The organism is Streptococcus pseudopneumoniae, assembly GCF_038148955.1.
In the GTDB taxonomy this organism is placed as follows: Bacteria; Bacillota; Bacilli; order Lactobacillales; family Streptococcaceae; genus Streptococcus; species Streptococcus pseudopneumoniae_T.
The window spans coordinates 47,343-72,577 of sequence record NZ_JBBJZY010000005.1; the positions used below are offsets into that span (position 1 = coordinate 47,343).

The window sequence follows — 25,235 nt, forward strand, 5'->3', positions numbered from 1 at the left end:
AGACCCCAGGTTTTTCTTATTCATAGGTTACGACTGTAACAGCACCCTTGTCATACTCAGCGATAAAGATATTGGCAACATTTTCATGTCCTTGTTTGCTGAGGTTATCAAGCAGCCACTCTTCGCTACGACCAATCGATTCCAAAACATCAACTTGGATCACACCGTCAGTCACAACTGGATACTTAGGATTTTCATCTCCCATTTGGACCACGATGAGTTGGCCATTTTGCTCTTGCACAGCTCGTTTAACTTGCTTCATCTGGAAAATCCCTTGGCTACGAAGTTTGAGGGCTACATCCGCTGCAGACAAGCCAACTGAACGACAGGCTTCTGGGTCAATCTTCCCATTTTTGATGAGGAGAGTCGGTTTTCCATCAATCAAGCGTTTGACAAAACGAACATTGTTATTGAGCCACTTGAGGGTCAAAACCAAAATCGTCCACATCATCAAAATCACTGCATACTGGAGAATGCTGATAGAACTATTGTAAATTACCCCACCGATGATACCACCAAGAACATAGTTCTGAATTTGGTCTGTCGCAGAGTTAGGTGCTAAGTTCCCCTTTCCTGTCACATTGATAACAAAAACAAGCGAGAAGAGCCCCAAGGCCAGTTTGATTAAAATTTCCATATAGTTGAGTGTCATTTGTTTACCTCCACCAATTCAATAGCGTCTGTTTGATGCAATTCTAATTTCTCTAAAAGATACTTGTCTGGTTGGCTCCCGTTCATAGCGCGGTAGAAATTTGGACCTACCTTGATTAGCGCTCCATCAGTAGTTGCAGAAGTATTAACGTAAACTTCTGATTTATCCACCCCCAAGTCTTTGGAAACAACCTCTATGAAATGAAGTGAGGTTTGAAATTGATTGTTAGAGGCTTGATTGGTCTGGTATTTTGAGATTGTTACCAAAAGCATGGCTACCAAGGTCAAGGCCAAAATCATGACCAATTCCCGAAACTTAGTCCCCTTTTTATCTCGATAAGCCTTAAGAGCAAAAAATCCTGTGATAGCTAGGAGCACAATCCCAAAGCCAATCATGATTCCATTTTGTTGACTGATTTGGCTAAGCACATAGTCATATGAGTAAAATTTCATTTATTTTCACTCCCTTTCATAAAATCATTCTTTATTATAAACGAAAGAGGGTGATTTTTCAAACCATACGTTGGGGAAATAGACTTATCAGACCAACTTCTCTAACTAATGACTCAAATACCTGTTTTAAGATTCTAATTTTGATAATTGATAAGAATAGACACTAGGAATTATCACTACAAAGAAAAGTGTCAAGAAGAATACCCAGTAAACATATAGTTGCACAAAGGAATTTAGAAACAATAACAATCCTCCTAATACCCAAATTTTTCCAGCTAATCGATGTGTTTTTCTCCAGTTTTTATCACTCTCCAAGGTCCACGGAAGTCGAATACCGATTATATAATTTCGGTATGTTTTTGGTAGATAATTTCCAATTACGATCATCACGACTCCCATAAAAATCTGAGCTAGTAGCCCACTCATCATGGAATAACCCAAAGATTCTCCGTATATAGAAATCATTGATAGACAAGATACAAAAGGAATCATCCAGTAAATCAAAACTTGTATTTTTGAACTGATATTGCTAGATTTAGGATCCTTAACCATTAAAAATAGAAGCACCCAATGCATCAAAAGCATGAGAGCCGGCAATCCAAAGATAGCAAACACTTTATGATTGTATCCATCTGCTTGACCCAGTAGATTAAAATGAGTGGGTATCTCCTCTGGTAATTGATTCCAGAAAACACAACCTACAAGGGAAGGTAGTAGGATGAGAATGCTTGTAAATAATACCAATTTCTTATTGATTTTTATCTTCATCAAAATGATCTCCTTTCAGATCTGCTAACCAAACCATTATATCCTCTAAAACCGATGTATTTAACTCATAATAAATAAAGTTTTTTTCTTTCATTTCATGAATCAAATCCGCTGCTTTCAAAATCGTGAGATGGTGTGAAATCGTTGCACCTGTCAACTCGAAATAACTGGCAATTTCTCCTGCAGGTAATCTACCTGCTTTGAGTAAATTTAAAATCTCTCTCCTAACTGGATGAGATAAGGCTTTAAAACTATTTGCAAAACTCATAATGCCTCCTTTCCCTTTGTAATATTAGTAGGGCTAGGAATAAGCAAGGTAGAACTGATAGCATTCCAGTCGGTGATGGCCCTAAAATCAAGAGGCTTGAAACTTTTTCTCCTGGTAATTGAAAGAGTAACCCAATACCTGCAGTTGCATTGATTGCCCCATGAAATAGGGCAGAAGCCCAGATAGAACCTGTCTTTTCCAACAACCAGCTCAACAATATTCCTAGGCTAAAACAAGATAGAAACATAGCAACAACTCCCAAAACAGGATAAGCAAAATAAGATAGTCCATAATTATAGCCTTGCAAATTGATTGGTAGATGCCAAAGACTCCAAATGAGACCAAGCAAGACATGAGTCTGGACTAGTGAAAAGCGTCCTCTTAGAGCTGGGTAAAGATAGCCACGCCAACCAATTTCCTCTCCCAATGCAAAGAAACTATTAAGAAAAGGAGCGTAGGTCAAACTAGCTAGGATTTGAATCAAGACCAAGGAAGATAAGGGAATGGCTGATTGAGAGACACCTTTTTCTTGTAAGATGGCTTGAATAGATTCAAAATCAAGGCTGAAATTGCTAGGGAATACAAGAAAATAAAGTCCCGCTCCTAAAAAACTGATGACTGCTGGTAACCAGATAGCTAGTAAGTAAAAGCGCCAGTTTCTCTTGAGATTCACGACTAATTTAGATTTGATTCCACTAGGTTGATTCGTGATTTTCCCTAAGAGAAAGACTGCAAGCGCAGGCATCCACATGGCTACAATACTAGCAAGTTGACTCCATGGAGAATTTAGACCAACACCACTTAGCCATAGTGCCAACCATATTATCCAAGCAAGGGCATAAGCCAAGACCACAAAAAGAAGGATTGTTCTCTTATTTGACATATATGTAACTTCACTTTCTATTTAGATGTTTTTCTAAATAACATTATACACCTTTCTATTCTAAACACAAGAGCTATTTAGATTTTTTTCTAAATAGTTTAGGGAATTTTTATTTTCTCAGGATAAAGTCTAAAGAGTAATTTTTCAAACCATACGTTGGGGAAATAGACCTTTTTTTGGTATAATAAAATCTATAATCTGAATGAAAAAGGTAACTTTATGAAACTTATCTCATGGAATATTGATTCCCTCAATGCAGCCCTAACGAGCGACTCAGCTCGTGCCAAATTATCCCAAGAAGTCCTAAAAACCTTGGTTGCTGAAAATGCTGATATTATCGCTATCCAAGAAACCAAGCTTTCTGCCAAAGGGCCTACAAAGAAACATTTGGAAATTTTAGAAGAACTCTTCCCAGGCTACGAAAACACGTGGCGCTCTTCCCAAGAGCCTGCCCGTAAAGGCTATGCTGGAACCATGTTTCTCTATAAGAAAGAACTCACACCCACTGTCACTTTCCCAGAAATCGGTGCCCCTTCTACCATGGACTTGGAAGGCCGCATCATCACCTTGGAATTTGATGAATTTTTCGTGACCCAAGTTTACACACCAAATGCTGGCGATGGACTCAAACGCTTGGAAGAACGCCAAATCTGGGATGTCAAATATGCTGAGTACTTGGCTGAACTAGACAAAGAAAAACCAGTCCTTGCGACCGGTGACTATAACGTAGCCCACAATGAAATCGACCTTGCAAATCCTGCCAGCAACCGTCGTTCACCAGGATTTACCGACGAGGAACGTGCTGGATTTACCAACCTCTTGGCAACTGGATTTACCGACACCTTCCGCCATATTCATGGCGATGTTCCAGAACGCTACACTTGGTGGGCACAGCGCAGCAAGACTTCTAAAATCAACAATACAGGCTGGAGAATCGACTACTGGCTCACAAGTAACCGCATCGCTGACAAAGTGACCAAGTCTGACATGATTGACTCAGGAGCTCGCCAAGACCATACACCCATTGTCTTGGAAATTGAACTCTAAGGAGAAAACGAATGGACTATCAAGCTGTCATTCCTGAATTTGTAGTATCTGACATCGAAAAATCACGCCACTTCTACTGCGGCCTGCTAGGATTCTCTGTCGAATACGAGCGTCCAGAGGAGAAATTTCTCTTCCTCTCGCTTGAAGACTGCCAACTTATGCTAGAAGAAGCCAGCACAGAAGAATTAGCTCAGCTGACCTATCCTTTCGGGCGCGGTGTCAATATTTCCTTTGGCATTGAAGATGTCCCTCAGCTCCACCAAAAACTGCTGGAAGCTGACTATCCTATCCATCGTCCGCTGACCAAAAGAGAATTTCGAGTGGGAGATAGCTTTATTTACCCTCACGAATTTGCAGTTTTGGATCCAGATGGCTATTTTTTAAGATTTAGCGAATAGAAAAAATCTTTCAAATCAGAAAAAGGCATATTGTCAGATCTTGAAGAATCTTGATAATATGTCTTTTATGATGAAAAATACTTCTAAATGTTAGCCTATAATTGAGAATTTTCCCATTTTTCTTCAATTTGTTCGTTTTTTATTTCAAAACACTGACAAAACATTTGATTTCTAAAGTTATTTAGTGTAAAATAAAAACATTGGCGCAAGCCTATTTAAAATTGAATATCGTTTTACTTGTTTATGTCGTGAATTGGCACGACGTTTCTACAAGGTGCCGGAACACCTAACAATAAGTAAGTTAGCTTGAGGGGATGGGCTTTTTTGCCATGCCTATTTTGGGGACTTACTTAGGGGATTAAGTAGGTCTTTTTTCTATCAGTTTTACTGGATAGAAATCTGAAACAAGGAAATTTATTGGCTTTTAGACTTTAGGAGGTCTTATGAAATTATTAGAAGAGCGCATCATCAAGGATGGGCATATCTTGGGTGATAACATCCTCAAGGTGGATTCCTTTTTAACCCACCAAGTTGACTTTAGCTTGATGCGAGAAATTGGTAAGGTTTTTTCGGAAAAATTCGCTGCTGCTGGTATTACCAAGGTTGTGACTATTGAAGCGTCAGGCATCGCTCCAGCCGTTTTTACAGCTGAAGCCTTAAACGTTCCCATGATTTTCGCTAAAAAAGCTAAAAATATCACTATGAACGAAGGAATCTTAACTGCCGAAGTTTACTCCTTTACCAAGCAGGTAACCAGCACCGTTTCTATCGCTGGAAAATTCCTCTCACCCAAGGACAAGGTCTTGATTATCGACGATTTCCTTGCTAATGGCCAAGCTGCCAAAGGCTTGATTCAAATCATCGAACAAGCCGGTGCCACAGTCGAAGCTATCGGTATCGTGATTGAAAAGTCCTTCCAAGATGGCCGTGATTTGCTTGAAAAAGCAGGCTATCCTGTCCTATCACTCGCTCGCTTGGATCGTTTTGAAAATGGTCAAGTTATTTTTAAGGAGGCAGATCTCTAATGCAAACTCAAGAAAAACACTCGCAAGCAGCCGTTCTTGGCTTGCAGCACTTATTAGCCATGTACTCAGGATCTATCCTAGTTCCCATTATGATTGCAACAGCCCTTGGCTATTCGGCTGAGCAGTTAACCTACCTTATTTCCACAGACATCTTCATGTGTGGGGTGGCGACATTCCTCCAACTCCAACTCAACAAATACTTTGGGATTGGACTACCAGTCGTTCTCGGAGTTGCTTTCCAATCCGTTGCTCCCTTGATTATGATTGGGCAAAGCCATGGAAGTGGTGCTATGTTTGGTGCCCTCATCGCATCTGGTATTTACGTGGTTCTTGTTTCAGGCATCTTCTCAAAAGTGGCCAATCTCTTCCCATCTATCGTAACAGGATCTGTTATTACTACGATTGGTTTAACCTTGATTCCTGTCGCTATTGGAAATATGGGAAATAACGTTCCAGAGCCAACCGGTCAAAGTCTCTTGCTTGCAGCTATCACTGTTTTGATTATCCTCTTGATTAACATCTTTACCAAAGGATTTATCAAGTCTATCTCTATTTTGATTGGTCTGGTTGTTGGAACTGCCATTGCTGCTAGCATGGGCTTGGTTGACTTCTCTCCTGTTACAGCAGCACCACTTGTCCATGTCCCAACTCCCCTCTACTTTGGAATGCCAACCTTTGAAATCTCATCTATTGTCATGATGTGTATCATCGCAACGGTGTCTATGGTTGAATCGACTGGTGTTTATCTGGCCTTGTCAGATATTACCAATGATCCAATAGACAGCACGCGCCTTCGCAACGGTTACCGCGCAGAAGGTTTGGCCGTACTTCTCGGAGGAATCTTTAACACCTTCCCTTACACAGGATTTTCACAAAACGTTGGTCTGGTTAAATTGTCAGGTATCAAGACTCGTCTGCCAATCTACTACGCAGCTGGTTTCCTGGTTCTCCTTGGACTCCTTCCTAAGTTTGGCGCCCTTGCCCAAATCATTCCAAGTCCTGTCCTTGGTGGTGCCATGCTGGTGATGTTTGGTTTTGTATCGATTCAAGGAATGCAAATCCTCGCCCGTGTTGACTTTGCTAACAATGAACATAACTTCCTTATCGCAGCTGTATCCATCGCTGCAGGTGTCGGACTCAATAACAGTAATCTCTTCATCAGCATGCCTACAGCCTTCCAAATGTTCTTCTCAAACGGAATCGTCGTAGCCAGCTTACTCGCCATTGTCCTCAATGCGGTACTAAATCGTAAAAAGAAATAAGAAAAAGAGGTGTGAGCCTCTTTTTTTGTTTATCTATATCCTTACCTGTCTATCTTCTGATCGTTGGCCTGTGACAAACATGGTAAAGGTTGCTTTGCAGACATTTCTGCCCTCTTGATTGGTAATATCCACATCCACCACACAGGTTGTGCGACCTTGATGGACACATTCTCCTTTAATGGTCAATACATCGTCGAGTTTTCCTGCTTTGAGGTAGTTGATAGAGGACTGAAGTGTCACTACGTCTAGTCCTAGCGAGATGAGCACCAAACCACTAATCTGGTCGCAAAGGGTAAAGAGATAGCCACCATGGGCATAGCCATAGTAGTTGAGCGACGAGTCCACTACTTTGGTCATCACCACAACGTGACCATCTTTCATCTCTTTAATTTCATAATTTTCAAAAGCTGATATAGCATCAAAGTGAAAATCTTTCATCATTTCCTCCTGATATTTCAAACGACACTATGATACTACTTTTTATAGGACTGTGCAAGGATAAAGCTCCTAGTCTGGCAAAATTCCGACCTGCTCCACAAAGCGCATAAAGGCTGCCTGTCCTTGTTCTGTCTGCTTGTAGACTCCTGCATCCTCAAGTACACGCGCAAAGATAGCACCCACAGAGTCTTTGACGATTTCAAGGGCTCTTTCTTTATCCGCTAGATCTGGATGTTGGACTTTGAGTTGGTCTACCCATTCCTGATGATAATCGGCAACTGTATCAGCTTCTCCTACAAGATAGCTAGCAACTTGCTCCACTTCTTCTTTCAAACGTGGTGGCAAGATTGCCAAGCCCATGACCTCAATCAAGCCGATATTTTCCTTCTTGATATGTTGGACATCCTTGTGAGGATGATAGATGCCATCAGTATGTTCTGCAGAAGTCTGATTGTCCCTCAAGACCAAGTCCAACTCAAACTGGCCATCGCGTTTACGGGCAATGGGTGTGATGGTGTGATGCGGTGTTCCGTCCGTCTCTGCTAAAATCTGCACTGCAGGATCTGAATACTGACGCCATTCCTGCAAAATCTTGTCAGCTAAATTGATCAAATTTTCTTTGGAATCCGAAGTCAAACGCAACACTGACATAGGCCACTTGACAATTCCAGCCTTGACCTGCTCAAAACCTGCAAATTGAAAAGTCTTTTGCAAGGGAGCCAATTCCATCGGAAAGACGTGACGGCCTCCCTGATAGTGATCATGAGTGAGAATAGAGCCCCCCACAATCGGCAAGTCGGCATTAGAGCCTGCAAAATAGCCTGGAAACTGCTCTACGATAGCCAACAGACGTTCAAAACTCTGACGACTAATGGCCATGGGACGATGCTGGCCATCTAAAAAGATACAGTGCTCATTAAAATAGGCATAAGGTGAATACTGGAAGCCCCACTCCTGACCAGCCATTTCAAAACGGATAATACGGTGATTGCTGCGAGCTGGATGATTAACCCGACCATGGTATCCCTCATTCTCTAGACAAAGCTGACACTGAGGATAATTGCTAGCTTGCACCAACTTGGCTGCAGCAATCTCCTTTGGATCCTTTTCAGGTTTAGAGAGGTTGATGGTAATCTCAAGCTCTCCGTAATCAGATGGAACACGATAAGCAATATTCTTTGCAATGGCCTTGAGTTTGATGTAGTCATTTTTCTGGCTGAGTTGATAAAAATCCTCTATCGCCTGCTCAGGAGAGTAGGCATAGGTTTCCCAGAAGTCACGATTGACCTGACTTGGACAAGGGAGCACCAAATCCATCAGTTCAGCACCGAGGATTTCACGCGCAGTCTGACTATCCTCAATCATCTCTAATCGAACGGCTTCCTCAACTAACTGATCCTTGAGGTCAATCAATTTATCCAGATTGGTCTCAACTTCCAAAACACCGTCTCCCACTCGGGACAAGACACGATTGGTCAGGTAGATTCGATCCATTTCCTCAAATGAACTTTCAGCAATAACGTGTGTTACAAATTTATCTACTAAGGTCACTATAGAGCCTCCTTCTGACTAATCAAGGACGCGAGTGCCACCTGCAACTTCAGCGATATAGAAGCTTGGAGCGTAGCCAACTACTTTCTCGTAGTGTTTGCCAACAGCTTCCTTAAAGGCCTCAACAGTATCTTTTTGCACCAAGGCAATGGCACAGCCGCCAAAACCTGCCCCTGTCATGCGAGCACCGAGAACACCTTCTTGTGCCCAAGCTGTGTGAACAAGAGTATCCAATTCCAAACCAGTTACTTCATAGTCATGCTCTAGAGAAACGTGTGACGCATTCATCAAACGACCGAATGTTTCCAAATCACCTGCTCGAAGGGTTGCTTGAGCTTTGAGGGTACGTTGGTTTTCAAGCACAGCATGGCGAGCACGTTTCAAACGATTTTCATCTTTAATCAGATAGCTGTATTGGTCAAAGGCCCACTCATCCAATTCACCCAAGGTCTGAATATCCAAAGCTGCTTGCAATTCTTCCACTGCTTTTTCACACTCAGCACGACGTTCATTGTATTTAGAGTCCGCCAATTCACGACGTTTATTGGTGTTCATGATAACAACGACATTGTCCTTCAAATCAAGTGGCACCAAGTCGTATTCTAAAGTATTGGTATCTAAGTAAATAGCACGTTGGTCAGCCCCCATACCGATAGCAAACTGGTCCATAATGCCAGAATTTACTCCGATAAAGTTATTTTCTGTTTGTTTTCCGATTTTAACCAAATCGAGACGCTCTAATTTTAAATCAAAGAGATGCTCTGCCACGACTCCTGTCAAGAGTTCCAAGGATGCTGAAGAAGATAATCCAGCACCATTTGGGATATTCCCATAAACATAAAAATCAAAACCTTTGTCAATCACATGTCCAGCTTCTTGCAAGAAATGAAGGACCCCTTTTGGATAGTTGGTCCAGTTGTGCTCTTTTTCAAACTTGAGGTCAGCGAGAGGCACTTCGATAATACCCTTGTCCTCAAAGTTAGCTGAGTAGAAACGCAAGACTTGATCATCACGTTTGCGAGCTGCACCGTAAGTTCCCAAGGAAATAGCTGCTGGAAATACATGTCCACCATTATAGTCTGTGTGCTCACCAATCAAGTTGATACGACCTGGTGAAAAGAATGTTTGATCTGCTTCTTGACCAAAAACAGCAAGAAAGTCTTTACGAAGGGCTTCAGCAGTAAGATGTTGTGTCATATGAATTCTCCTTTAACTGTCCGTTAAGTCACCTTAACGTGTAATCGTTTTCTTCTATTGTATCCAAGGGATTTGCCAAGGTCAATCCTTTTTACTAAAATTTTACTAAATTATCAGTAAAAAGCAGAAAAATATGATATACTAACCTAAAAGGAGGAGGAGTTATGGCTACCTTAAAAGACATTGCACAGCTAGCCTCTGTCTCTATCGCGACCGTATCCCGTGTCCTCAACCGCGACCAGAGCCTATCTGTCACAGAAGAAACCAGACACCGTATTTTAACAGTTGCTGAAGAGCTGGGCTACACCAAGCATCTCAAGACAGGCGAGTCCCATAAGCCCAAGCAAAAGATTGCCATTATCCAATGGGTCAGCGAACAAGGGGAGTTAGACGACCTCTACTACTACCAGATTCGCCTAGGCATAGAAAAAAGAGCCCAAGAGTTGGACTATGATATCTTGCGCTATTTTAATGACCATCCTTTTACTCTGAGCGAGGAAGTAATTGGGATTCTTTGCATCGGAAAATTTAGTCGAGCTCAGATTTCTGCCTTTGAAGAATACCAAAAACCTCTTGTATTTTTAGATAGCGATACTCTTTCACTAGGACACACCTGCATTATCACGGATTTTTACACTGCCATGAAACAGGTTGTCGATTATTTCCTTAGCCAAGGGATGGATCGTATCGGGATTCTAACTGGGCTTGAGGAAACAACTGACCAAGAAGAAATCATTGAGGATAAGCGACTGGAAAATTTCAAAAACTACAGTCAGACAAAGGGAATCTATCATGATGAACTGGTCTTTCAAGGGAGCTTTACTGCCCAGTCTGGCTATGACTTGATGAAGGAGGCTATTCAGAGTTTGGGAGACCAACTGCCACCTGCCTTTTTCGCAGCTAGCGATAGTTTAGCTATCGGTGCGCTCCGCGCCCTCCAAGAAGCTGGAATCAGCCTGCCAGACCGCGTCAGCCTTATTTCCTTTAATGATACTAGCCTGACCAAGCAAGTCTATCCTCCCCTCTCCAGCATCACCGTCTATACTGAGGAAATGGGCCGAGCAGGTATGGATATTCTTAACAAGGAAGTACTCCACGGTCGGAAAATACCTAGCCTAACCATGTTGGGTACCAGACTGACTCTGAGAGAGAGTACAAAGAATGATTAGGATTACAAAACGACCTCTAGCAAGGCTGTTTCTCTAATAATCTCTATGATTCCGCTCCAACTCACACCTTTCGCTTATGTGCTTGGTGACTTTCTAGGTCTGCATCAACTTCAATGGTAATATTTTGAAAGCCACAATCTTTGAGGAAAATTCGAATAGATTCTTTACAAGTTTCCATATGCTCCATCTCTTTTAAACAAACATGGACAATGGCATTTTTTTCCAAACCATCCATAGTCCAGAGATTAAGCTGGTTAAGACTGGCCACATTGTCCAATCGCTCCAGGCCACTTTTTACTTGCTTGATATCAATACCTTCCGGCACAGAATCCAAAAAAATCTTGAGTGTAGACCAAAAACGTGGAAGGGCTTTTGAAAGAATGAAGAAAGAAATGGCAAGGGACAAAAGCGGATCTAGGATATACCAGTCCGTAAATCGAAGAACAATCGCCATCAGAATCACAGCCAGCCACCCTAGGGTATCTTCCAGAAAATGCAGACTCAGAATAGACTCATTCTTTGTCTTTCCATTACCAACCACTAGACTCGCTAGCACATTGATAGTAATCGCAATAATTCCTAACCAGAGAATCCCCTCATCATTGACCGGTTGTGGATGAAAGATTTTCGCTATATTTTCCAAAATGACCAAAACGGACCCTGTCATAAGAATCACAGCCGTTACCATGGCCCCTAAAAGGCTAAAACGCTTGTAGCCCAAGGTATAGTGGCTGTCTTCTTCACGATTAGAGATTGTTTCTAAAAAGGCCGATATGCCAATGGCTATAGCATCTCCCAAGTCATGGACAGAATCAGCAAGAACAGCACTCGAACCAAAGATTCCTCCTGCGATAAACTCAACAATGGCATAGCTTAAATTTAAGAAAAAAGCTACCCAAACAGTATATTTTGCCTTCATCTTTCTCATTCCTTTGTTATAATAAATTTATGAACACCTTGTTCATTATCATTATCCACTAAAATTCAAAGAAAGGATAGAAGCAAAACGTCAGCTTTATTCAGTTCTGAACAATTTGCCTCAAGTGTCCATATGACTAACATTGACCGCCGTATCAGCAAAACCAAAAAAGCCATCTATCAAGCTTTTCTACAACTTTTGAACGATAAGGGGTACGAAGCCACTACAGTTCAGGATATCATTGATCTCGCAGATGTAGGACGTTCCACCTTTTACTGTCACTATGAGAGTAAGGAACTACTTCTGGACGAGCTTTGCCGCCACCTCTTCCATCACCTCTTTGAAAGAGAGCAATCCGTTTCTACCGTGGACTATCTCGCCCACCTCTTTCTGCATTTTCAGAAAAACCAAGACCATATCACCAGTCTGCTATTTTCCAAAAATGACTACTTCCTCCGTCAACTCCATAAAGAGCTAGAACACCATGTCTATTCCGTGATGGCTGATGATTTAAAAGAATCTCACCCGAGTCTGCCTACTTCTTACCTCCAACACTTAATCGTATCCAACTTTATCGAGACATTGACCTGGTGGCTCAAAAAAGGGCAAGATTTCACAGAACAGGAAGTTGTCCAATTTTATCTAGACCTTCTCATTCCTAAAAATTGAATACAGATTAAAGCTCGGTTGCCTTATTTCTAGGCTACTGAGTTTCTTATCTTTTCAATAATCAAAAAGCCCAGACGAAATTGTCTGAGCATTCTTTTATCTAGTCGTTTAAGGAAGTTTAGTTCAGTATGCTTAAAGTCTCTGCCCCATCATTTCTTCAACAAACCTTGTTCTTGGAGAAACTCTTTAGCTACTTGTTCTGCTGACTTGCCTTCAACACCGACTTGGTAGTTGAGCTGGCTCATCTGGCTTTCTGTAATCTTACCAGCCAATTTATTAAGAACTTTTTCCAACTCAGGGTGTTTCTTGAGAAGAGCTTCTTTCATGAGTGGTGCCCCTTGATAAGGTGGGAAGAGTTGCTTGTCATCTTCCAAGATCTGTAAATCATAACGCGCCAATTCCGCATCAGTCGAATAGGCATCCGTGATTTGAATATCACCTGACTGAATTGCCTGATAGCGAAGGGCTGGTTCCATGGTCGCCACATTGAGATTGAGACCATACATTGATTGCAATCCTTTATTTCCATCTTCACGGTCATTAAACTCAAGGGTAAATCCAGCCTTCAACTGCCCTTCCACTTTTTTCAAGTCCGAAATGGTCTTCAAGCCATATTCTTGAGCAATTTTTTTCGGAACAGCTACAGCATAGGTATTTTGATAAGACATAGGTTTGAGATAGGCTAGATGATCCTGTTTGGCAATACCATCACGCGCCACATTATAAACCTGCTCTGGCTCATGACTTACTTTCGGTGATGGTTGAAGTAAACTTTCAGTCACCGTTCCTGTAAATTCAGGATAGATGTCAATATCGCCTTTTTTCAGAGCCTCATAGAGAAAGCTTGTTTTCCCAAAATTCGGTTTAACAGTCGCAGTCATGCTGGTATTTTCTTCAATCAGTAACTTATACATATTAGCCAAAATTTCTGGTTCCGGTCCCAATTTCCCAGCAATGATCAAGTTCTCTTTCTCTTTTTGAACTAAGAGGGCTGGACTATAAGATAGACCGAGCAATATTGCCACCAAGGCAAAACCAGAAAAAATCGTCCGCAATTTTGCTTTTTCCATCACTTTTAGTAGGAAGTTAAAGGCAATGGCTAGCACTGCAGAAGAAAGTGCCCCAATCAAAATTAGACTGGCATTATTACGGTCAATTCCCAAAAGGATAAAGGAACCCAGCCCCCCTGCACCAATCAAGGCAGCCAAGGTTGCCGTACCGATAATCAAGACCGCTGCCGTCCGAATCCCAGACATGATAACCGGCATGGCCAGTGGAATTTCAAACTTCTTGAGACGTTCCCATCTGGTCATCCCAAAGGCAATCCCAGCCTCCTGTAGACTCGGATCAATTCCCTTGAGTCCAGTGATGGTATTTTGCAAAATCGGAAAAATCGCATAAATCACTAGCGCTGTCAAAGCTGGCAAGGTTCCAATTCCCATCAAAGGAATAAAGAGTCCCAATAAGGCCAGAGACGGGATGGTCTGGAAAATCCCTGCAATCTGCAAGACCCAGTCGGCCAATTTCTCATGATAGCGAAGATAAACAGCCAAGGGAATCGAAATAAAAATAGCGAGTAACAAGGTCAACAGTGACAACTGTAAATGTTGAGATAGAGCTGTTACCCAATCACCAAAACGATCCTCAAAAGTTGCAATTAAATTAGTCATGAACACTACCTCCAAACAAGTCTGCTACAAAGTCTGTTGCAGGAGCTTTTAAAATAGTCTCAGGATTCGCTACCTGACGAATCTCTCCATCCTGCAAAACGGCAATACGGTCCGCCAACTTCAAGGCTTCATCCGTATCATGGGTCACAAAAATCGTTGTCATCCCAAACTCTTTATGCAATTCTTTTGTCAGAACCTGCAACTGTTTTCTCGAAATAGCATCCAAGGCTGAAAAAGGTTCATCCATGAGGAGAATCTTGGGCTGACCAATCATAGCACGGACAATACCAACCCGTTGCTGTTCTCCACCAGATAATTCACTAGGCAAACGATGCCCATACTCAGCCACTGGTAAACCAACCTTAGCTAAAAGCTCTTCTGTTTTCTTCGCAATTTCTTCCTTAGTCCAACCCTTCATCTCAGGAATCAAGGCAATATTTTCCGCAACCGTTAGATTGGGAAAGAGAGCAATAGCCTGTAAAACATAACCAGTAGAAAGACGAAGTTCCCGCTCATCATAATCTTTGATGCGCTTGCCATCCATATAAATATTTCCATCAGTCGGTTCCAAGAGACGGTTAATCATCTTAATCATGGTCGTCTTACCGGACCCAGATGGCCCAACTAAAACCATAAACTCTCCATTATCAATCCGTAAATTGACATCTCTCAAGACATCTTTTTCTGTGTAGCGCAAGGCTACATTTTTGTATTCAATCATTCTTTGTCCTCATTTTAAAACTTTCCTCGATTGGTTAAGTCTTCTACCTTAGGCATGACTTCCTTATTGTCCCAATGCTCCACAATTTTCCCGTTCTCTAAACGGAAGATATCGTACCGGGCATAAGCAAGGCCATCAATCTGAGTCTGACCATAGCTAACCACATAGTTTCCTTGTCCTAAGAGTTGGAAAACAAAGTCAAAAGTGGCCTTTACTTACAAACAGCTAATTTGATCTATTTTAATCCTCTTTTGCCTTCTCTTTCAGATTCGCCAAAATTCTTTCTTGAAAGGCTTCAAATTGCCGAATTTCTTCCTCTGAAAAACCTTTGTAAAAAATCGTATCCAATTTCTGACTGACACGATGTCCCACTTCTTTCTGGGACTTGCCTAACTCCGTTAAAACTAAATACTTCTTACGCTTGTCTTCCCCACACGGACTAACAATTACAAGCTTTTGTTCCTCTAGCTTTTTTATCATAGTCGTCAGCGTATTATTCGCAAGCCCAGTTGCCAGAGCAATATCTGTCGCAGTTGCGCAGCCAGTTTTACTATTCCATAAAACCGCTAAAATCTTGCCCTGTTCACCCCTATAAAGAGCCTCAGGATCTTGGCTCAGTAACTTCTGAAAAATCCGCCCATTCAACAAACGAATATGATGGGCTAGCAAATGACTATCTTTCATAACACCTCCAATTTATTTCGATATCGAAACGAATAAAATTATTATAATACTTACTATTTCAATTGTCAACTATTTCGATTTAGAAATAATTTTTCGAATGATTCATATCACCGTACATGCCCTTCAGCATACGGCGGTTCAACTAACTTTTATCGAGAGTTTCTAAACTTCTTCGTCCTCCAGTCTACAAAAGCCTTCCATCTGTACTATCCTATATTTTATGAGGGGACACGTTTTTCCTATCAGACCATTTATTTTAAAGAGGGAAGTAAATCATAATTGCTTCCATCTCTTGTTTTATAGTTTATTGGAGTTGGACTAGGGCACTGTATCTTCTAAAACATTGATAGAAAGCGATTTGAATTTCCCAATCAATTTGTTCGTATTTATAACATTTTGAAACTGGAATAGGACGCTATGACTGCTAAAATATTTCTATAAATTCATTTGATCTTCCTAATCAATTTGTTCATATCTTATTTCATTCCGCTATAATTTCACCTTGCCCTATCTTTTTCGTAGCACCCTTCAAACAGCCTATCCCCTACCGTTTGACGATTCCTCACTTCGCTCCACTTCCATTACAGAAGTTTCTTCACTACTATGGTCTCGGCTGACTTCTCATGATTCCTTGTTACTACTATTTGAACGCTCACGAGATAGGTCTTACAAAAAATGCTTTGATCCACAATGGAATCAAAGCATTTTAAAAATCTCCCCATACATAAGCGCAGAAGCTGCGGTTCCTCTGTACTTGGCTTCTTCTCTTTTAATAAAGCGAGCCAAGTTGAGCAACTCAGGTGCCGGATGTCTGGGATTCTTGAGCAATTCACGATTGACCAGTCCTGAGAGACGAACTGCCAGCAATTGCTCATTTGTAGTAGGCAGTTTTTTAGCAGTCTCTAGGAGAGCAGCAACTAAATCTTCACTCAAATCATGTCGAGCATGATTGTAAAGATCTTTTATAAGGCTTTCTAGGTTTGGTTCTACCATCCCTACCACCTCCCTTATGGTTTAATAATTTTTAATCAAATCAACTGTTGAACGATCCAATTTTTTCACCAAGGCTTGCAAGAAAGCTTGAGCTTCTAGGAAGTCATCCATAGCGTAGAGGGTTTGGTGAGAATGGATATAACGAGCGCAAACACCGATTGTTGTAGATGGGACACCACCATTTTTCAGATGAGCTGCGCCAGCGTCTGTTCCACCTTTACCACAGTAGTATTGGTACTTGATACCAGCTTCTTCAGCAGTTGTCAAAAGGAAATCCTTCATCCCTGGGAGAAGCAAGTGACCTGGGTCGTAGAAACGAATCAAGGTTCCATCTCCAATCTTGCCTTGACCGCCATAAACATCACCTGCTGGTGAGCAATCAACTGCTAGGAAGACTTCTGGATCAAACTTGGTTGTAGATGTATGAGCACCACGAAGACCAACCTCTTCTTGGACGTTAGAGCCAAGATAGAGTTCATTGCCAAGTTTTTGACCTGACAGAGCTTCCGCCAACTCGCTAACCATAAGAACTCCATAGCGATTGTCCCAAGCTTTTGAGATGATATTTTTTTCATTGGCCGTCAAGATTGCAGAACTATCTGGTACGATGGTGTCGCCAGGACGGATGCCAAAGTTTTCTGCCTCCGCCTTATCCGCAAAACCGCCATCAAAGACGATATCTGCAATAGCTGGCATAGTTGGTCCACCCTTACCACGAGTCAAATGTGGCGGAACAGAGCCTGAAATCACTGGAATTTCACGACCATCACGAGTCAGGAGTTTGAAACGTTGGCTGCTAACTACCATGGGGTTCCAGCCACCAATTTCAACCACACGGAAGGTACCATCTGGCTTAATCTCACTGACCATAAAACCAACTTCATCCATATGAGAAGCAACCAAGACGCGCGGTGCATCTGCAGCTTCTGAATGTTTGATACCAAAAATACCACCCAAGCCATCTGTCACCACTTCATCCACATGCGGTGTCAACTTTTCACGAAGATAAGCACGGACAGGTGCTTCGTGACCTGAGATCGCAGCAAGTTCTGTTACTTCTTTGATTTTTGAAAATAATGTTGTCATTTCAGTTCCTTCTTTCTTTCATCCATTTTACCACTTTTTATAGGAGAAGGATAGCGGGAAGGTGGATTTCTAAGTTAGTATCTTAGTTCTACTCTATCTTAGAAAAGTATAGTATTCTCTTTCATATGGTACAAAATCTAGTAAACATTCCAAAATCAACTCGAGCCTTTATTCCCAAACAAAAAAACAATTCAATGCTATATTTGTTTAAATTTTCATGAAATTTACAGAAAAAAGTTGACTTTCCCTTCTTATTTCTTTAAAATAGTACAAAACTAGGAAAAGGAAAAAATCATGACCAAAACAATTCTTGTCACAGGTGGAGCTGGTTATATTGGCTCCCATACCGTTAAAGCTCTTTTAAATGCTGGCTACCAGGTACATGTTCTAGATAATCTCTCTACAGGAAATCGTTCGGCTGTGGATAGTCGTGCTAGCTTTAAACAACTGGATGTTTATGATGCTAGCGCCTTAAAAACTTATTTGGAAGAAAATCAGATTGATGCTGTTCTCCATTGTGCGGGTGAGATTGTTGTGAGCGAAAGTATTGAAAATCCAAGTAAATACTTCACTGCCAATGTTGCTGGTATGAACCAAGTTCTCAAAGTCTTATCTGAAGTTGGCATTCAAAAAATCATGTTCTCTTCGACTGCTTCCCTCTATGGTAATAACTGTATTGACAAGCCTGCGACTGAAGATACCCCGCTCGACCCTGTCAATCCTTATGCAGAGACAAAATTGATGGGCGAACGAATGATTTACTGGATGGCTAATCGCTACGATTGGAAATATGTCATTTTCCGTTACTTTAATGTAGCTGGGGCTGAAATGGATGCTTCAAACGGTCTGCGCGTGAAAAATCCAACTCATATCATTCCAAATATCAACAAGACCGCATTGGGACAAAATGATAGCCTGAAAATATTTGGAGATGACTACGATACACGTGACGGTTCATGTATTCGAGATTACATTCATGTCTTGGATCTTGCACAGGCTCATGTTAAAGGGATGAATTACCTCTTCCAAGAAAACAGTTCTTCTCAAATCTTTAACTTAGGAACTGAAAAAGGCTATACCGTCAAAGAAATCTTTAAAACTGCTGAAGAATTACTGAATCAAAAAATACCACACGAAATTGTTGCTCGTCGTGCTGGTGACCCAGCCAGTGTCCTAGCAGACGCCTCAAAAGCTAAAAAATATCTTGATTGGCAGGCTAGCTACTCTCTTGAAGATATTATTTTATCGGATTATCATTGGCGTGTTAAAGAAGGCAAAAACATTTTAGAATAAATAGCAGAAACATCAATCATAAATAAAAACACAGATAGATGGCACTTGATAAATACCAAGTATCATCTATCTGTGTTTTATACATTAGAATCCAATTTATACTCTCCGAAAATCTCTTCAAACCACGTCAACGTCACCTTGCCGTAGGTATGGTTACTGACTTCGCCAGTTCTATCCACAACCTCAAAACACTGTTTTGAGCAGCCTGCGGCTAGTTTCCTAATTTGCTCTTTGATTTTCATTGAATATTATTTTGCATTTCTCTTTAAAGAAAAATGGTCTGGTACGGGGTCCTTGCCTGATTTCGACCAGGGATGGCAACGTAAAATCCGAGCCAAGCCCATCAAAACACCCTTGAAACCATGTTTTTCAATAGCCTGAATCATGTAGTTGGAACAAGTCGGCTCAAAGCGACAAGAGGGTGGAAAGGCTGGGGAGATAAACCGTTGGTAAAAGCGCACAGGCGCTATCAAAATTCGTTTCATTATTTCTTGGTTACAGCCATGGTGTGTAGTTGGCTGATTTCTTTTTTGTTAAGGCGACGCGATTCACCTGGACGGAGTCCTGTCAAGTCTAGATGTCCGAAACGGGTCCGTGACAACTTGTCCACTTGAAGACCAACAGCTTCAAACATCTTTTTAACCTGATGGTTACGTCCTTCATGGATGGTCAACTGTACCACAGAGCGGTTTTTAACTGGGTCCACTTTGAGAATCTCATAGACAGCAGGCTTGGTTTTCTTGCCATCAATCTCAAGACCACGCGTCAAAGGGCGGAGGTTTTCTTTGTTGGCCACACCTTTAACACGCGCAACATAAACCTTGTCAATCTCATTACGAGGGTGAATCATCTCATCCGTAAAATCCCCATCATTGGTCAAAATCAAGACTCCTGATGTATCCCAGTCCAAACGACCTACAGGGTAGATGCGCTCTTTCACGTTGGGCAAGAGGTCGACAACCGTCTTGCGGCCCTTGTCATCTGTCACACTGGAAATCACACCACGTGGTTTGTTAAGCAGATAGTAAACCTTTTCTTCGTTGTAGATAGGCTGGCCTTCAACTTCGACCTTGTCGCCTGACTTAATAGTGGTTGCTAGTTCACGTACCACCTGGCCGTTAACCGTCACCAAACCTTGCTTGATCAACTCTTCTGCTTTTCTCCTACTGGCCACACCTGCGTGGGCAATATACTTATTGATTCTCATCTTCTTCTATCCTTTCACCAAATAATTGGCTTTCTTGGGCTTGAATCTCAAGCTCATCAATCACTGGTAATTCTTCCAAATGATTTATCCCCATGTAATCTAGGAAATAATCTGTAGTCACATAGAGGTTGGGGCGTCCCAACACTTCTTTTTTCCCATCTTCTCGTATCAAGTCAAAGGCCTGCAACTTTGCCAAGGCTCCACTTGAGTTGACCCCACGGATGGCATCAATTTCTATCCGCGTAATCGGCTGCTTATAGGCAATGATGGACAAGGTCTCAAGGGCAACCCGAGATAAACTCTGGTTGATGGGTGCTTTAGAGTATTCCTTCAAAATCTCTGCAAATTGAGGCTTGGTCACCAATCTATAAGCGCCCCCTGTCTCAATCAGAGCCAAACTGGAATCTGGGTCCTTTTCATACTTCTGGGCTAATTTTTCTAAACTCTGTTGGATGCCTGTCGGTGGCAGAGAGAGGAGTTCAGCTAACTGGCGGACTCTAATCCCATCTTCACCCGCTACAAACAAGAGCGCTTCTATTTTTGCTAAAGTACTCATCTTTCCTCTCTATCAAGTCTAGCTTTGGGCCACTTGACTTTCTTCCTTCTTTTCCATGAGATAAATATCTCCGAAACTCTCCTCTTGCACGAGAATCAACTCCTGGGTTTTGATTAACTCTAGGGTTGCCAAAAAGAGGGTGATGACCTCTTGGATATTCTGGGCTTCCTTAAACAAATCCTGCAAGCGCAATTGATCTCGTCCAGTCAAGGACTCTTTCACGATAACCATCATGTCCTCAATCTTATACTCATCCCGCAAGATAGTCGTGTGATTCTGTGCAAACTCCTCTTTTTTCTTAGCTAGGATATTTGAAAAAGCTAAAAAGAGGTCAATGGTCGTCTTGTCATGCACAAGCTCCGCATCTTCGTAAATCAACTCTGTCGGTGCTTTAGAATAATACTGGGCCCGTTCTTGGTGCTTGGCTTCCAAGTGCTCCCCCAAGAGCTTGAACTTTCGGTATTCTTCGATTTGAGAGAGAAGATCCTGCTCTAGATTGTCCTCCAAGTCTGTCACTTCTGCTACCTTTGGAAGAAGCTTGCGGCTCTTGATCAGCATGAGCTGACTGGCCATAACCATATACTCACCCGTCACTTCCAGACGCATAGCCTGAAGGGTTGAGACATAGGCTAGATACTGTTCGATAACTTCCGTAATAGGCACATCGTAGATATCCATCTGGTACTTAGAAACCAGGTGCAAGAGCAAGTCCAGGGGCCCTTCAAAATCTTTTAATTTAATATCCATTATCTATATTTTTCTATGGTCAGGACTGTTTTTAATCCTAATTTTTTTGCAATTTCGTACAAATCGACCTTGTTTTCTATTTGTCTTAGAATGAACTGTTCTCGCAAGGCTTGGGCCGATAAGGCTGGAAAACCTTTCTCCTTGACAAAGGACTCTAGCTGACGAAAGGCCCACTGACGAGAATAAGCTTTTCCTGCTCTTTCAAAGAGATAGGTCTGTCCCATCAAGGGTTCTAGCTCTGAAAGCAAGGTTGTGGGAATGGTGACAATCCTCTGTTGGGAAGCCTTGTTAATTCGCAACACCTGAAAATCCAGATTGATGTCCGCAACCTTGAGAGCCAAAATCTCACTCGGCAAGAGCCCCATTTCCAAGATAAGAAGAGCCAGTAAACGGCCCTCTGGAACGTCGCTTCCCTGCCAAAAAGAGTCTAGGTCTAAGAGTTCCGGCTTTTCGGTCTTCTTCTCAGCTTGTTTAGCTAATTCCAAACGGTAAAAGCTATCCACTTCTCCTTTTTGATAGAGAAAGTAGAGAAATTGGTTACAGGCCGAAATCTTCCGCTTCTGGGCACTGATTTTTAGATTGGCTAGCTGGGCTTGGTAAATCTTGAGACTAGTCTCAGAAATCCGCTCGCCCACAATGTCTAAAAATTGCTCCAAATCATACTTATAGGACTGCTTGGAATTAGCAGATAAACCCTGCTTTCCCTCTAAAAAGGCTGAAATCCTATCTCTCATTTGCATCGAATCTCATATTCCTTACTAAAGTCATGCAAGAGAGCATTGACAGCCTTGAGGATAGATTTACGCGTAATAATCCCTTGGAAAATACCAGACGCATCCACAACCGGTAAGAAAGATTCATCTACCAGCTTGTGCAAGACCTCCGTAATGGTAAAATCAGGCGAGACGACCGCTACGTCCCTTTTCGTCATATGAACAATATCCGTATCCGCCATGATTTCTGAGCTCAAGTCATGCTCCATCTGATAAGCCATAATATCTCTGAGCCCGATAGTCCCAACAAACTGCTTTTCATCGGTTACAACGGGAACACGGGTGTAGGTCATCTGACTGAGCAAGAGGGTCGCATGATCCGCATTGTGGGTATCAATCAACACAGCTAGATTTTCAGCAGGGGTCAAAAAAGTTTCCTCTTGACCCAACAAGAAAGTCTCAAACTCCTTGGCAATCATCTGCTAAACTCCTTGGACAGGCCTGGATACACCTCGTGGTCTCGTGTCAAAAAGTCCACTTTGAAATAACTATCATCAATCTCCACACGAGCATAGAGACATTCTCTGATGGTACCACGTGGTTGACTGATAGAGCCTGGATTTAGAAAAAGAGTCTTTCCTTCCATCCAAGCATTTGGCACATGCAAGTGACCATAGAGGCAGATATCGGCTTCTTCTTCCTGAGCCCAGTAGTCCAACTTTTGAAAGTTGAAATTGATGTCAAACAGGTGTCCATGGGTTTGGATAATCTTGGTCGAACCAAGCTCAGTCACCAAACGTTCTGGATAACCTGCATAGAAGTCCATATTCCCTTTAACAACACGGATTCCCTCCCAAAGGGGAGAATCAGGACGCAGTTCAGAATCGCCGTTATGAAAAACGGCGTCAACTTTGCCCACATAGCGATCACGGATTTCTTCCACAATCAAGCTATCGCCATGGGAATCGCTCATTACAATGATGGTTTGCTTTGCCATGATGGAAATACCTCCAAAAGTTTCTTAACGGCTAAGGCACGATGAGATTGACTATTTTTTTCTTCAAGGGTTAATTCAGCTGAGGACTTGCCTGTCTCTCCCACAAGGAAGAGGGGGTCATAGCCAAAGCCATTTTCACCCTTTGGTTCAAAGTTAATGTAGCCAGGCCAGTCTGCTTCAACAACCAAGCTTTCCTTGTTGGGACTGGCTACGACTAGGGTTGTATGGAATTGAGCCGAGCGGTCCTTGAGTTCAAAGACCATGGCCAATTCGTGCAAGAGCTTGGCATTATTTTCACGGTCAGTTGCTCCTACACCTGCGAAACGAGCTGACCAGACACCTGGCAAGCCACCAAGGACATCGACTTTGAGACCTGAGTCATCTGCCAGAACCATCTTGCCCGTTAATTGGGAAATGGTTTCTGCCTTGAGGCGGGCATTTTCTTCGAAGGTCATGCCTGTTTCTGCTACTTCAGGTAGATCTGGATAATCATTAAGATTTTCTACATCGTAGCCTAGCTTGTCAAAGATAGCTCGGAATTCCTTGGTCTTGCCCTCGTTACGAGTCGCAATCAATAAGGTTTCTCTGACCTTGTTTGTCTCAAAGAAATCATGAACATCGACCCCTTCTTTGGGCAATTCCACATACAAGAGTTGCCCATTTTCAACCAAGAGCAGAGCCCCTTGACGTTGGATGACTTCCACATTTCGTCCCATTTCTTGGTTGAGGATATCTACCACAAAAGACAATAAACGGTAGAGAGAACCATAGCGTAAAACAGTAACAGAAACAGGAAAACCTCGATCCTCATCTCGAAATCTTTGGGCAAACTCCAATAGAGGAAAATCCAAGTCATCATCCGTCAACGTCCGGACGCCACCAAAAATACCATAGGACCCGACATACCAGTCCTGGTCATCCTTGTATTCATAAATTTTATTTGTCATAATTCTACATGCTCCACATGAATCTCTTTTTCAAGCCATTCTTCACCAATTTGTGCAAAACTTTGGCTGCTGGCTGTTGTGTAAAAACGGTGATGGAGTGGTCCCGCATAGCGACCACGATTGATTTCAAAATAATTGAGTAAGACTGATATGTCTCGTACGCACTCTGCCCCACTATCGATAAGTTGAACCTTTGGTCCCATGACATTCTGGATGATAGGGCGAAGGAGTGGATAATGAGTACAGCCCAAAATCAGGCTATCCACCTTTCCAACCAAGGGACGCAGGGTTTCATAGACCACTTTCTTGGTAACACTGGTTGACAGGGCCCCAGACTCGACCAAGGGGGCAAACTTGGGACAGGACAAACTCTCCACCTGTAAGTCCGGATCCAGATCATGAATTTTCTGACGGTATATGTCTGATTGTACCGTCATGGGTGTTCCAATCACACCTATTTTCCCACCTGGACTGGACTTGATAGCTGCCGAAGCTCCTGGCAAAATCACACCTAGGACGGGAATATCTAGTTGAGCCTTGATTTCTTCCCAGACGACCGCAGTCGCAGTATTACAAGCAATGACAATCATTTTGACATCCTTGGTCAAGAGAAAGTTGACCAACTGCCAAGTATATTCACGAATTTGCTCAGCAGGACGGGGACCATAGGGCGCCCGTGCCGAATCTCCAATATAGACGATTTCTTCATGGGGAAGCTGGCGCATGAGCTCGCGCACAACGGTCAAGCCCCCGACACCTGAATCCAAAAAACCAATCGGTCGATTATCCATACAGTCTTCTTTCTAGTCTTTTTTCTGATTGATAGTTCATTATGATTATTGATCCTTATGAACCGAATGACAGCCTAATCAATAACTATCTCTCTTAATCATAATCAAATATCAATAGAATGCAAGGAAAAA

The 25,235-nt window shown here is 42.2% G+C and carries 31 protein-coding genes, 1 pseudogene and 1 riboswitch; of the genes and pseudogenes, 7 read left to right on the top strand and 25 right to left on the bottom strand.

Annotation, left to right across the window (positions count from 1 at the left end; all coding sequences use genetic code 11):
* Positions 1-16 precede the first annotated feature (16 nt).
* From WKI23_RS02865 to WKI23_RS02885, 5 genes are all read right to left on the bottom strand, one after another.
* Complete coding sequence (locus WKI23_RS02865) at positions 17-652, bottom strand: DUF421 domain-containing protein (protein ID WP_368078888.1); 636 nt, start codon at positions 650-652, stop codon at positions 17-19.
* On the bottom strand, positions 649-1,104 hold the full coding sequence (locus WKI23_RS02870) for a DUF3290 family protein (RefSeq protein ID WP_368078889.1): 456 nt from the start codon (positions 1,102-1,104) through the stop codon (positions 649-651). Before WKI23_RS02870 ends, WKI23_RS02865 begins: the two co-directional genes overlap by 4 nt.
* A 126-nt stretch (positions 1,105-1,230) precedes the next feature.
* Positions 1,231-1,872, bottom strand: coding sequence for an SdpI family protein (locus WKI23_RS02875; protein WP_368078890.1), 642 nt, complete (start codon positions 1,870-1,872; stop codon positions 1,231-1,233).
* Positions 1,853-2,140 (bottom strand): autorepressor SdpR family transcription factor, encoded by a 288-nt coding sequence (locus WKI23_RS02880; protein WP_368078891.1) that lies wholly within the window; start codon positions 2,138-2,140, stop codon positions 1,853-1,855. Before WKI23_RS02880 ends, WKI23_RS02875 begins: the two co-directional genes overlap by 20 nt.
* Positions 2,124-3,023: a type II CAAX endopeptidase family protein gene (locus tag WKI23_RS02885; protein ID WP_368078892.1), complete on the bottom strand. Its 900-nt coding sequence runs from the start codon at positions 3,021-3,023 to the stop codon at positions 2,124-2,126. The genes WKI23_RS02880 and WKI23_RS02885 overlap by 17 nt, the downstream gene beginning before the upstream one ends.
* A 219-nt stretch (positions 3,024-3,242) precedes the next feature.
* Here WKI23_RS02885 and WKI23_RS02890 point away from each other — a divergent pair, with 219 nt between their 5' ends.
* From WKI23_RS02890 to WKI23_RS02905, 4 genes are all read left to right on the top strand, one after another.
* Positions 3,243-4,070 (top strand): exodeoxyribonuclease III, encoded by an 828-nt coding sequence (locus tag WKI23_RS02890; protein ID WP_368078893.1) that lies wholly within the window; start codon positions 3,243-3,245, stop codon positions 4,068-4,070.
* An 11-nt stretch (positions 4,071-4,081) separates the two neighbouring features.
* Positions 4,082-4,468, top strand: coding sequence for a VOC family protein (locus tag WKI23_RS02895; protein WP_368078894.1), 387 nt, complete (start codon positions 4,082-4,084; stop codon positions 4,466-4,468).
* A 217-nt stretch (positions 4,469-4,685) separates the two neighbouring features.
* A riboswitch (purine riboswitch) is annotated at positions 4,686-4,781 on the top strand.
* A gap of 130 nt (positions 4,782-4,911) precedes the next feature.
* Positions 4,912-5,493, top strand: a complete 582-nt coding sequence (locus tag WKI23_RS02900; RefSeq protein ID WP_368078895.1) for a xanthine phosphoribosyltransferase — start codon at positions 4,912-4,914, stop codon at positions 5,491-5,493.
* The gene (locus tag WKI23_RS02905) at positions 5,493-6,755 is read left to right on the top strand and encodes a nucleobase:cation symporter-2 family protein (RefSeq protein WP_368078896.1); all 1,263 of its coding nucleotides are present in this window, start codon (positions 5,493-5,495) and stop codon (positions 6,753-6,755) included. Before WKI23_RS02900 ends, WKI23_RS02905 begins: the two co-directional genes overlap by 1 nt.
* 33 nt (positions 6,756-6,788) lie before the next feature.
* Here the strand turns inward: WKI23_RS02905 and WKI23_RS02910 are convergent, their stop codons facing one another.
* The 3 genes from WKI23_RS02910 to WKI23_RS02920 all read right to left on the bottom strand — a co-directional run bounded on the left by WKI23_RS02910 (position 6,789) and on the right by WKI23_RS02920 (position 9,941).
* Complete coding sequence (locus WKI23_RS02910; protein ID WP_261048474.1) at positions 6,789-7,193, bottom strand: PaaI family thioesterase; 405 nt, start codon at positions 7,191-7,193, stop codon at positions 6,789-6,791.
* A 69-nt stretch (positions 7,194-7,262) separates the two neighbouring features.
* The gene (locus WKI23_RS02915) at positions 7,263-8,744 is read right to left on the bottom strand and encodes a UDP-glucose--hexose-1-phosphate uridylyltransferase (RefSeq protein WP_368078897.1); all 1,482 of its coding nucleotides are present in this window, start codon (positions 8,742-8,744) and stop codon (positions 7,263-7,265) included.
* Between the two features lie 18 nt (positions 8,745-8,762).
* A complete protein-coding gene (locus WKI23_RS02920) occupies positions 8,763-9,941 on the bottom strand; it encodes a galactokinase (protein ID WP_173274760.1) in 1,179 nt (392 codons plus the stop codon).
* Positions 9,942-10,105: 164 nt separating this feature from the next.
* Here WKI23_RS02920 and galR point away from each other — a divergent pair, with 164 nt between their 5' ends.
* A complete protein-coding gene (gene galR, locus WKI23_RS02925) occupies positions 10,106-11,110 on the top strand; it encodes a DNA-binding transcriptional regulator GalR (protein ID WP_368078898.1) in 1,005 nt (334 codons plus the stop codon).
* 61 nt (positions 11,111-11,171) lie between these two features.
* Here the strand turns inward: galR and WKI23_RS02930 are convergent, their stop codons facing one another.
* The gene (locus WKI23_RS02930) at positions 11,172-12,029 is read right to left on the bottom strand and encodes a cation diffusion facilitator family transporter (RefSeq protein ID WP_368078923.1); all 858 of its coding nucleotides are present in this window, start codon (positions 12,027-12,029) and stop codon (positions 11,172-11,174) included.
* Between the two features lie 132 nt (positions 12,030-12,161).
* Between WKI23_RS02930 and WKI23_RS02935 the strand changes: the two genes are divergently transcribed.
* Positions 12,162-12,698, top strand: coding sequence for a TetR/AcrR family transcriptional regulator (locus WKI23_RS02935; protein WP_173219655.1), 537 nt, complete (start codon positions 12,162-12,164; stop codon positions 12,696-12,698).
* Positions 12,699-12,847: 149 nt separating this feature from the next.
* Here the strand turns inward: WKI23_RS02935 and WKI23_RS02940 are convergent, their stop codons facing one another.
* From WKI23_RS02940 to pepA, 6 genes and pseudogenes are all read right to left on the bottom strand, one after another.
* Positions 12,848-14,368, bottom strand: coding sequence for an ABC transporter permease/substrate-binding protein (locus tag WKI23_RS02940; RefSeq protein ID WP_084357976.1), 1,521 nt, complete (start codon positions 14,366-14,368; stop codon positions 12,848-12,850).
* A complete protein-coding gene (locus WKI23_RS02945) occupies positions 14,361-15,089 on the bottom strand; it encodes an ATP-binding cassette domain-containing protein (RefSeq protein ID WP_000575217.1) in 729 nt (242 codons plus the stop codon). Before WKI23_RS02945 ends, WKI23_RS02940 begins: the two co-directional genes overlap by 8 nt.
* A gap of 14 nt (positions 15,090-15,103) precedes the next feature.
* Positions 15,104-15,295 (bottom strand): annotated as a pseudogene (locus WKI23_RS02950) (nuclear transport factor 2 family protein); the annotation flags it as partial.
* Between the two features lie 34 nt (positions 15,296-15,329).
* Positions 15,330-15,773, bottom strand: coding sequence for a MarR family winged helix-turn-helix transcriptional regulator (locus tag WKI23_RS02955; RefSeq protein ID WP_000655205.1), 444 nt, complete (start codon positions 15,771-15,773; stop codon positions 15,330-15,332).
* A 696-nt stretch (positions 15,774-16,469) separates the two neighbouring features.
* Positions 16,470-16,766, bottom strand: coding sequence for a bacteriocin immunity protein (locus tag WKI23_RS02960; protein ID WP_368078899.1), 297 nt, complete (start codon positions 16,764-16,766; stop codon positions 16,470-16,472).
* Between the two features lie 21 nt (positions 16,767-16,787).
* On the bottom strand, positions 16,788-17,852 hold the full coding sequence (gene pepA, locus WKI23_RS02965) for a glutamyl aminopeptidase (protein ID WP_368078900.1): 1,065 nt from the start codon (positions 17,850-17,852) through the stop codon (positions 16,788-16,790).
* 294 nt (positions 17,853-18,146) lie between these two features.
* On the opposite strand from pepA, the gene galE reads away from it, so the two are divergent.
* The gene (galE, locus tag WKI23_RS02970; RefSeq protein WP_368078901.1) at positions 18,147-19,145 is read left to right on the top strand and encodes a UDP-glucose 4-epimerase GalE; all 999 of its coding nucleotides are present in this window, start codon (positions 18,147-18,149) and stop codon (positions 19,143-19,145) included.
* A gap of 77 nt (positions 19,146-19,222) precedes the next feature.
* On the opposite strand, the gene WKI23_RS02975 is transcribed toward galE, so the two are convergent.
* The 10 genes from WKI23_RS02975 to racE are packed head-to-tail and all read right to left on the bottom strand — an operon-like array spanning position 19,223 to position 25,103.
* The gene (locus tag WKI23_RS02975) at positions 19,223-19,387 is read right to left on the bottom strand and encodes a hypothetical protein (RefSeq protein ID WP_368078902.1); all 165 of its coding nucleotides are present in this window, start codon (positions 19,385-19,387) and stop codon (positions 19,223-19,225) included.
* A 6-nt stretch (positions 19,388-19,393) separates the two neighbouring features.
* A complete protein-coding gene (yidD, locus tag WKI23_RS02980; protein ID WP_368078903.1) occupies positions 19,394-19,630 on the bottom strand; it encodes a membrane protein insertion efficiency factor YidD in 237 nt (78 codons plus the stop codon).
* Positions 19,630-20,352 (bottom strand): pseudouridine synthase, encoded by a 723-nt coding sequence (locus WKI23_RS02985; RefSeq protein WP_001222230.1) that lies wholly within the window; start codon positions 20,350-20,352, stop codon positions 19,630-19,632. The genes yidD and WKI23_RS02985 overlap by 1 nt, the downstream gene beginning before the upstream one ends.
* A complete protein-coding gene (scpB, locus tag WKI23_RS02990; RefSeq protein WP_368078904.1) occupies positions 20,339-20,908 on the bottom strand; it encodes an SMC-Scp complex subunit ScpB in 570 nt (189 codons plus the stop codon). The genes WKI23_RS02985 and scpB overlap by 14 nt, the downstream gene beginning before the upstream one ends.
* Before the next feature lie 18 nt (positions 20,909-20,926).
* Entirely contained in the window at positions 20,927-21,655 is a 729-nt protein-coding gene (locus tag WKI23_RS02995) for a segregation/condensation protein A (protein ID WP_368078905.1), read from the bottom strand.
* Positions 21,655-22,389 carry a site-specific tyrosine recombinase XerD gene (gene xerD, locus WKI23_RS03000; protein ID WP_368078906.1) on the bottom strand — a complete coding sequence of 245 codons (735 nt, stop codon included), beginning with the start codon at positions 22,387-22,389 and terminating at the stop codon, positions 21,655-21,657. The genes WKI23_RS02995 and xerD overlap by 1 nt, the downstream gene beginning before the upstream one ends.
* Positions 22,386-22,847, bottom strand: a complete 462-nt coding sequence (gene cbpB / locus WKI23_RS03005; RefSeq protein ID WP_368078907.1) for a cyclic-di-AMP-binding protein CbpB — start codon at positions 22,845-22,847, stop codon at positions 22,386-22,388. Before cbpB ends, xerD begins: the two co-directional genes overlap by 4 nt.
* On the bottom strand, positions 22,844-23,365 hold the full coding sequence (locus WKI23_RS03010; protein ID WP_020902175.1) for a metallophosphoesterase: 522 nt from the start codon (positions 23,363-23,365) through the stop codon (positions 22,844-22,846). The genes cbpB and WKI23_RS03010 overlap by 4 nt, the downstream gene beginning before the upstream one ends.
* Positions 23,341-24,312 (bottom strand): nucleoside-triphosphate diphosphatase, encoded by a 972-nt coding sequence (locus WKI23_RS03015; protein WP_261057074.1) that lies wholly within the window; start codon positions 24,310-24,312, stop codon positions 23,341-23,343. The genes WKI23_RS03010 and WKI23_RS03015 overlap by 25 nt, the downstream gene beginning before the upstream one ends.
* A complete protein-coding gene (racE, locus tag WKI23_RS03020) occupies positions 24,309-25,103 on the bottom strand; it encodes a glutamate racemase (protein ID WP_368078908.1) in 795 nt (264 codons plus the stop codon). Before racE ends, WKI23_RS03015 begins: the two co-directional genes overlap by 4 nt.
* Positions 25,104-25,235 lie beyond the last annotated feature (132 nt).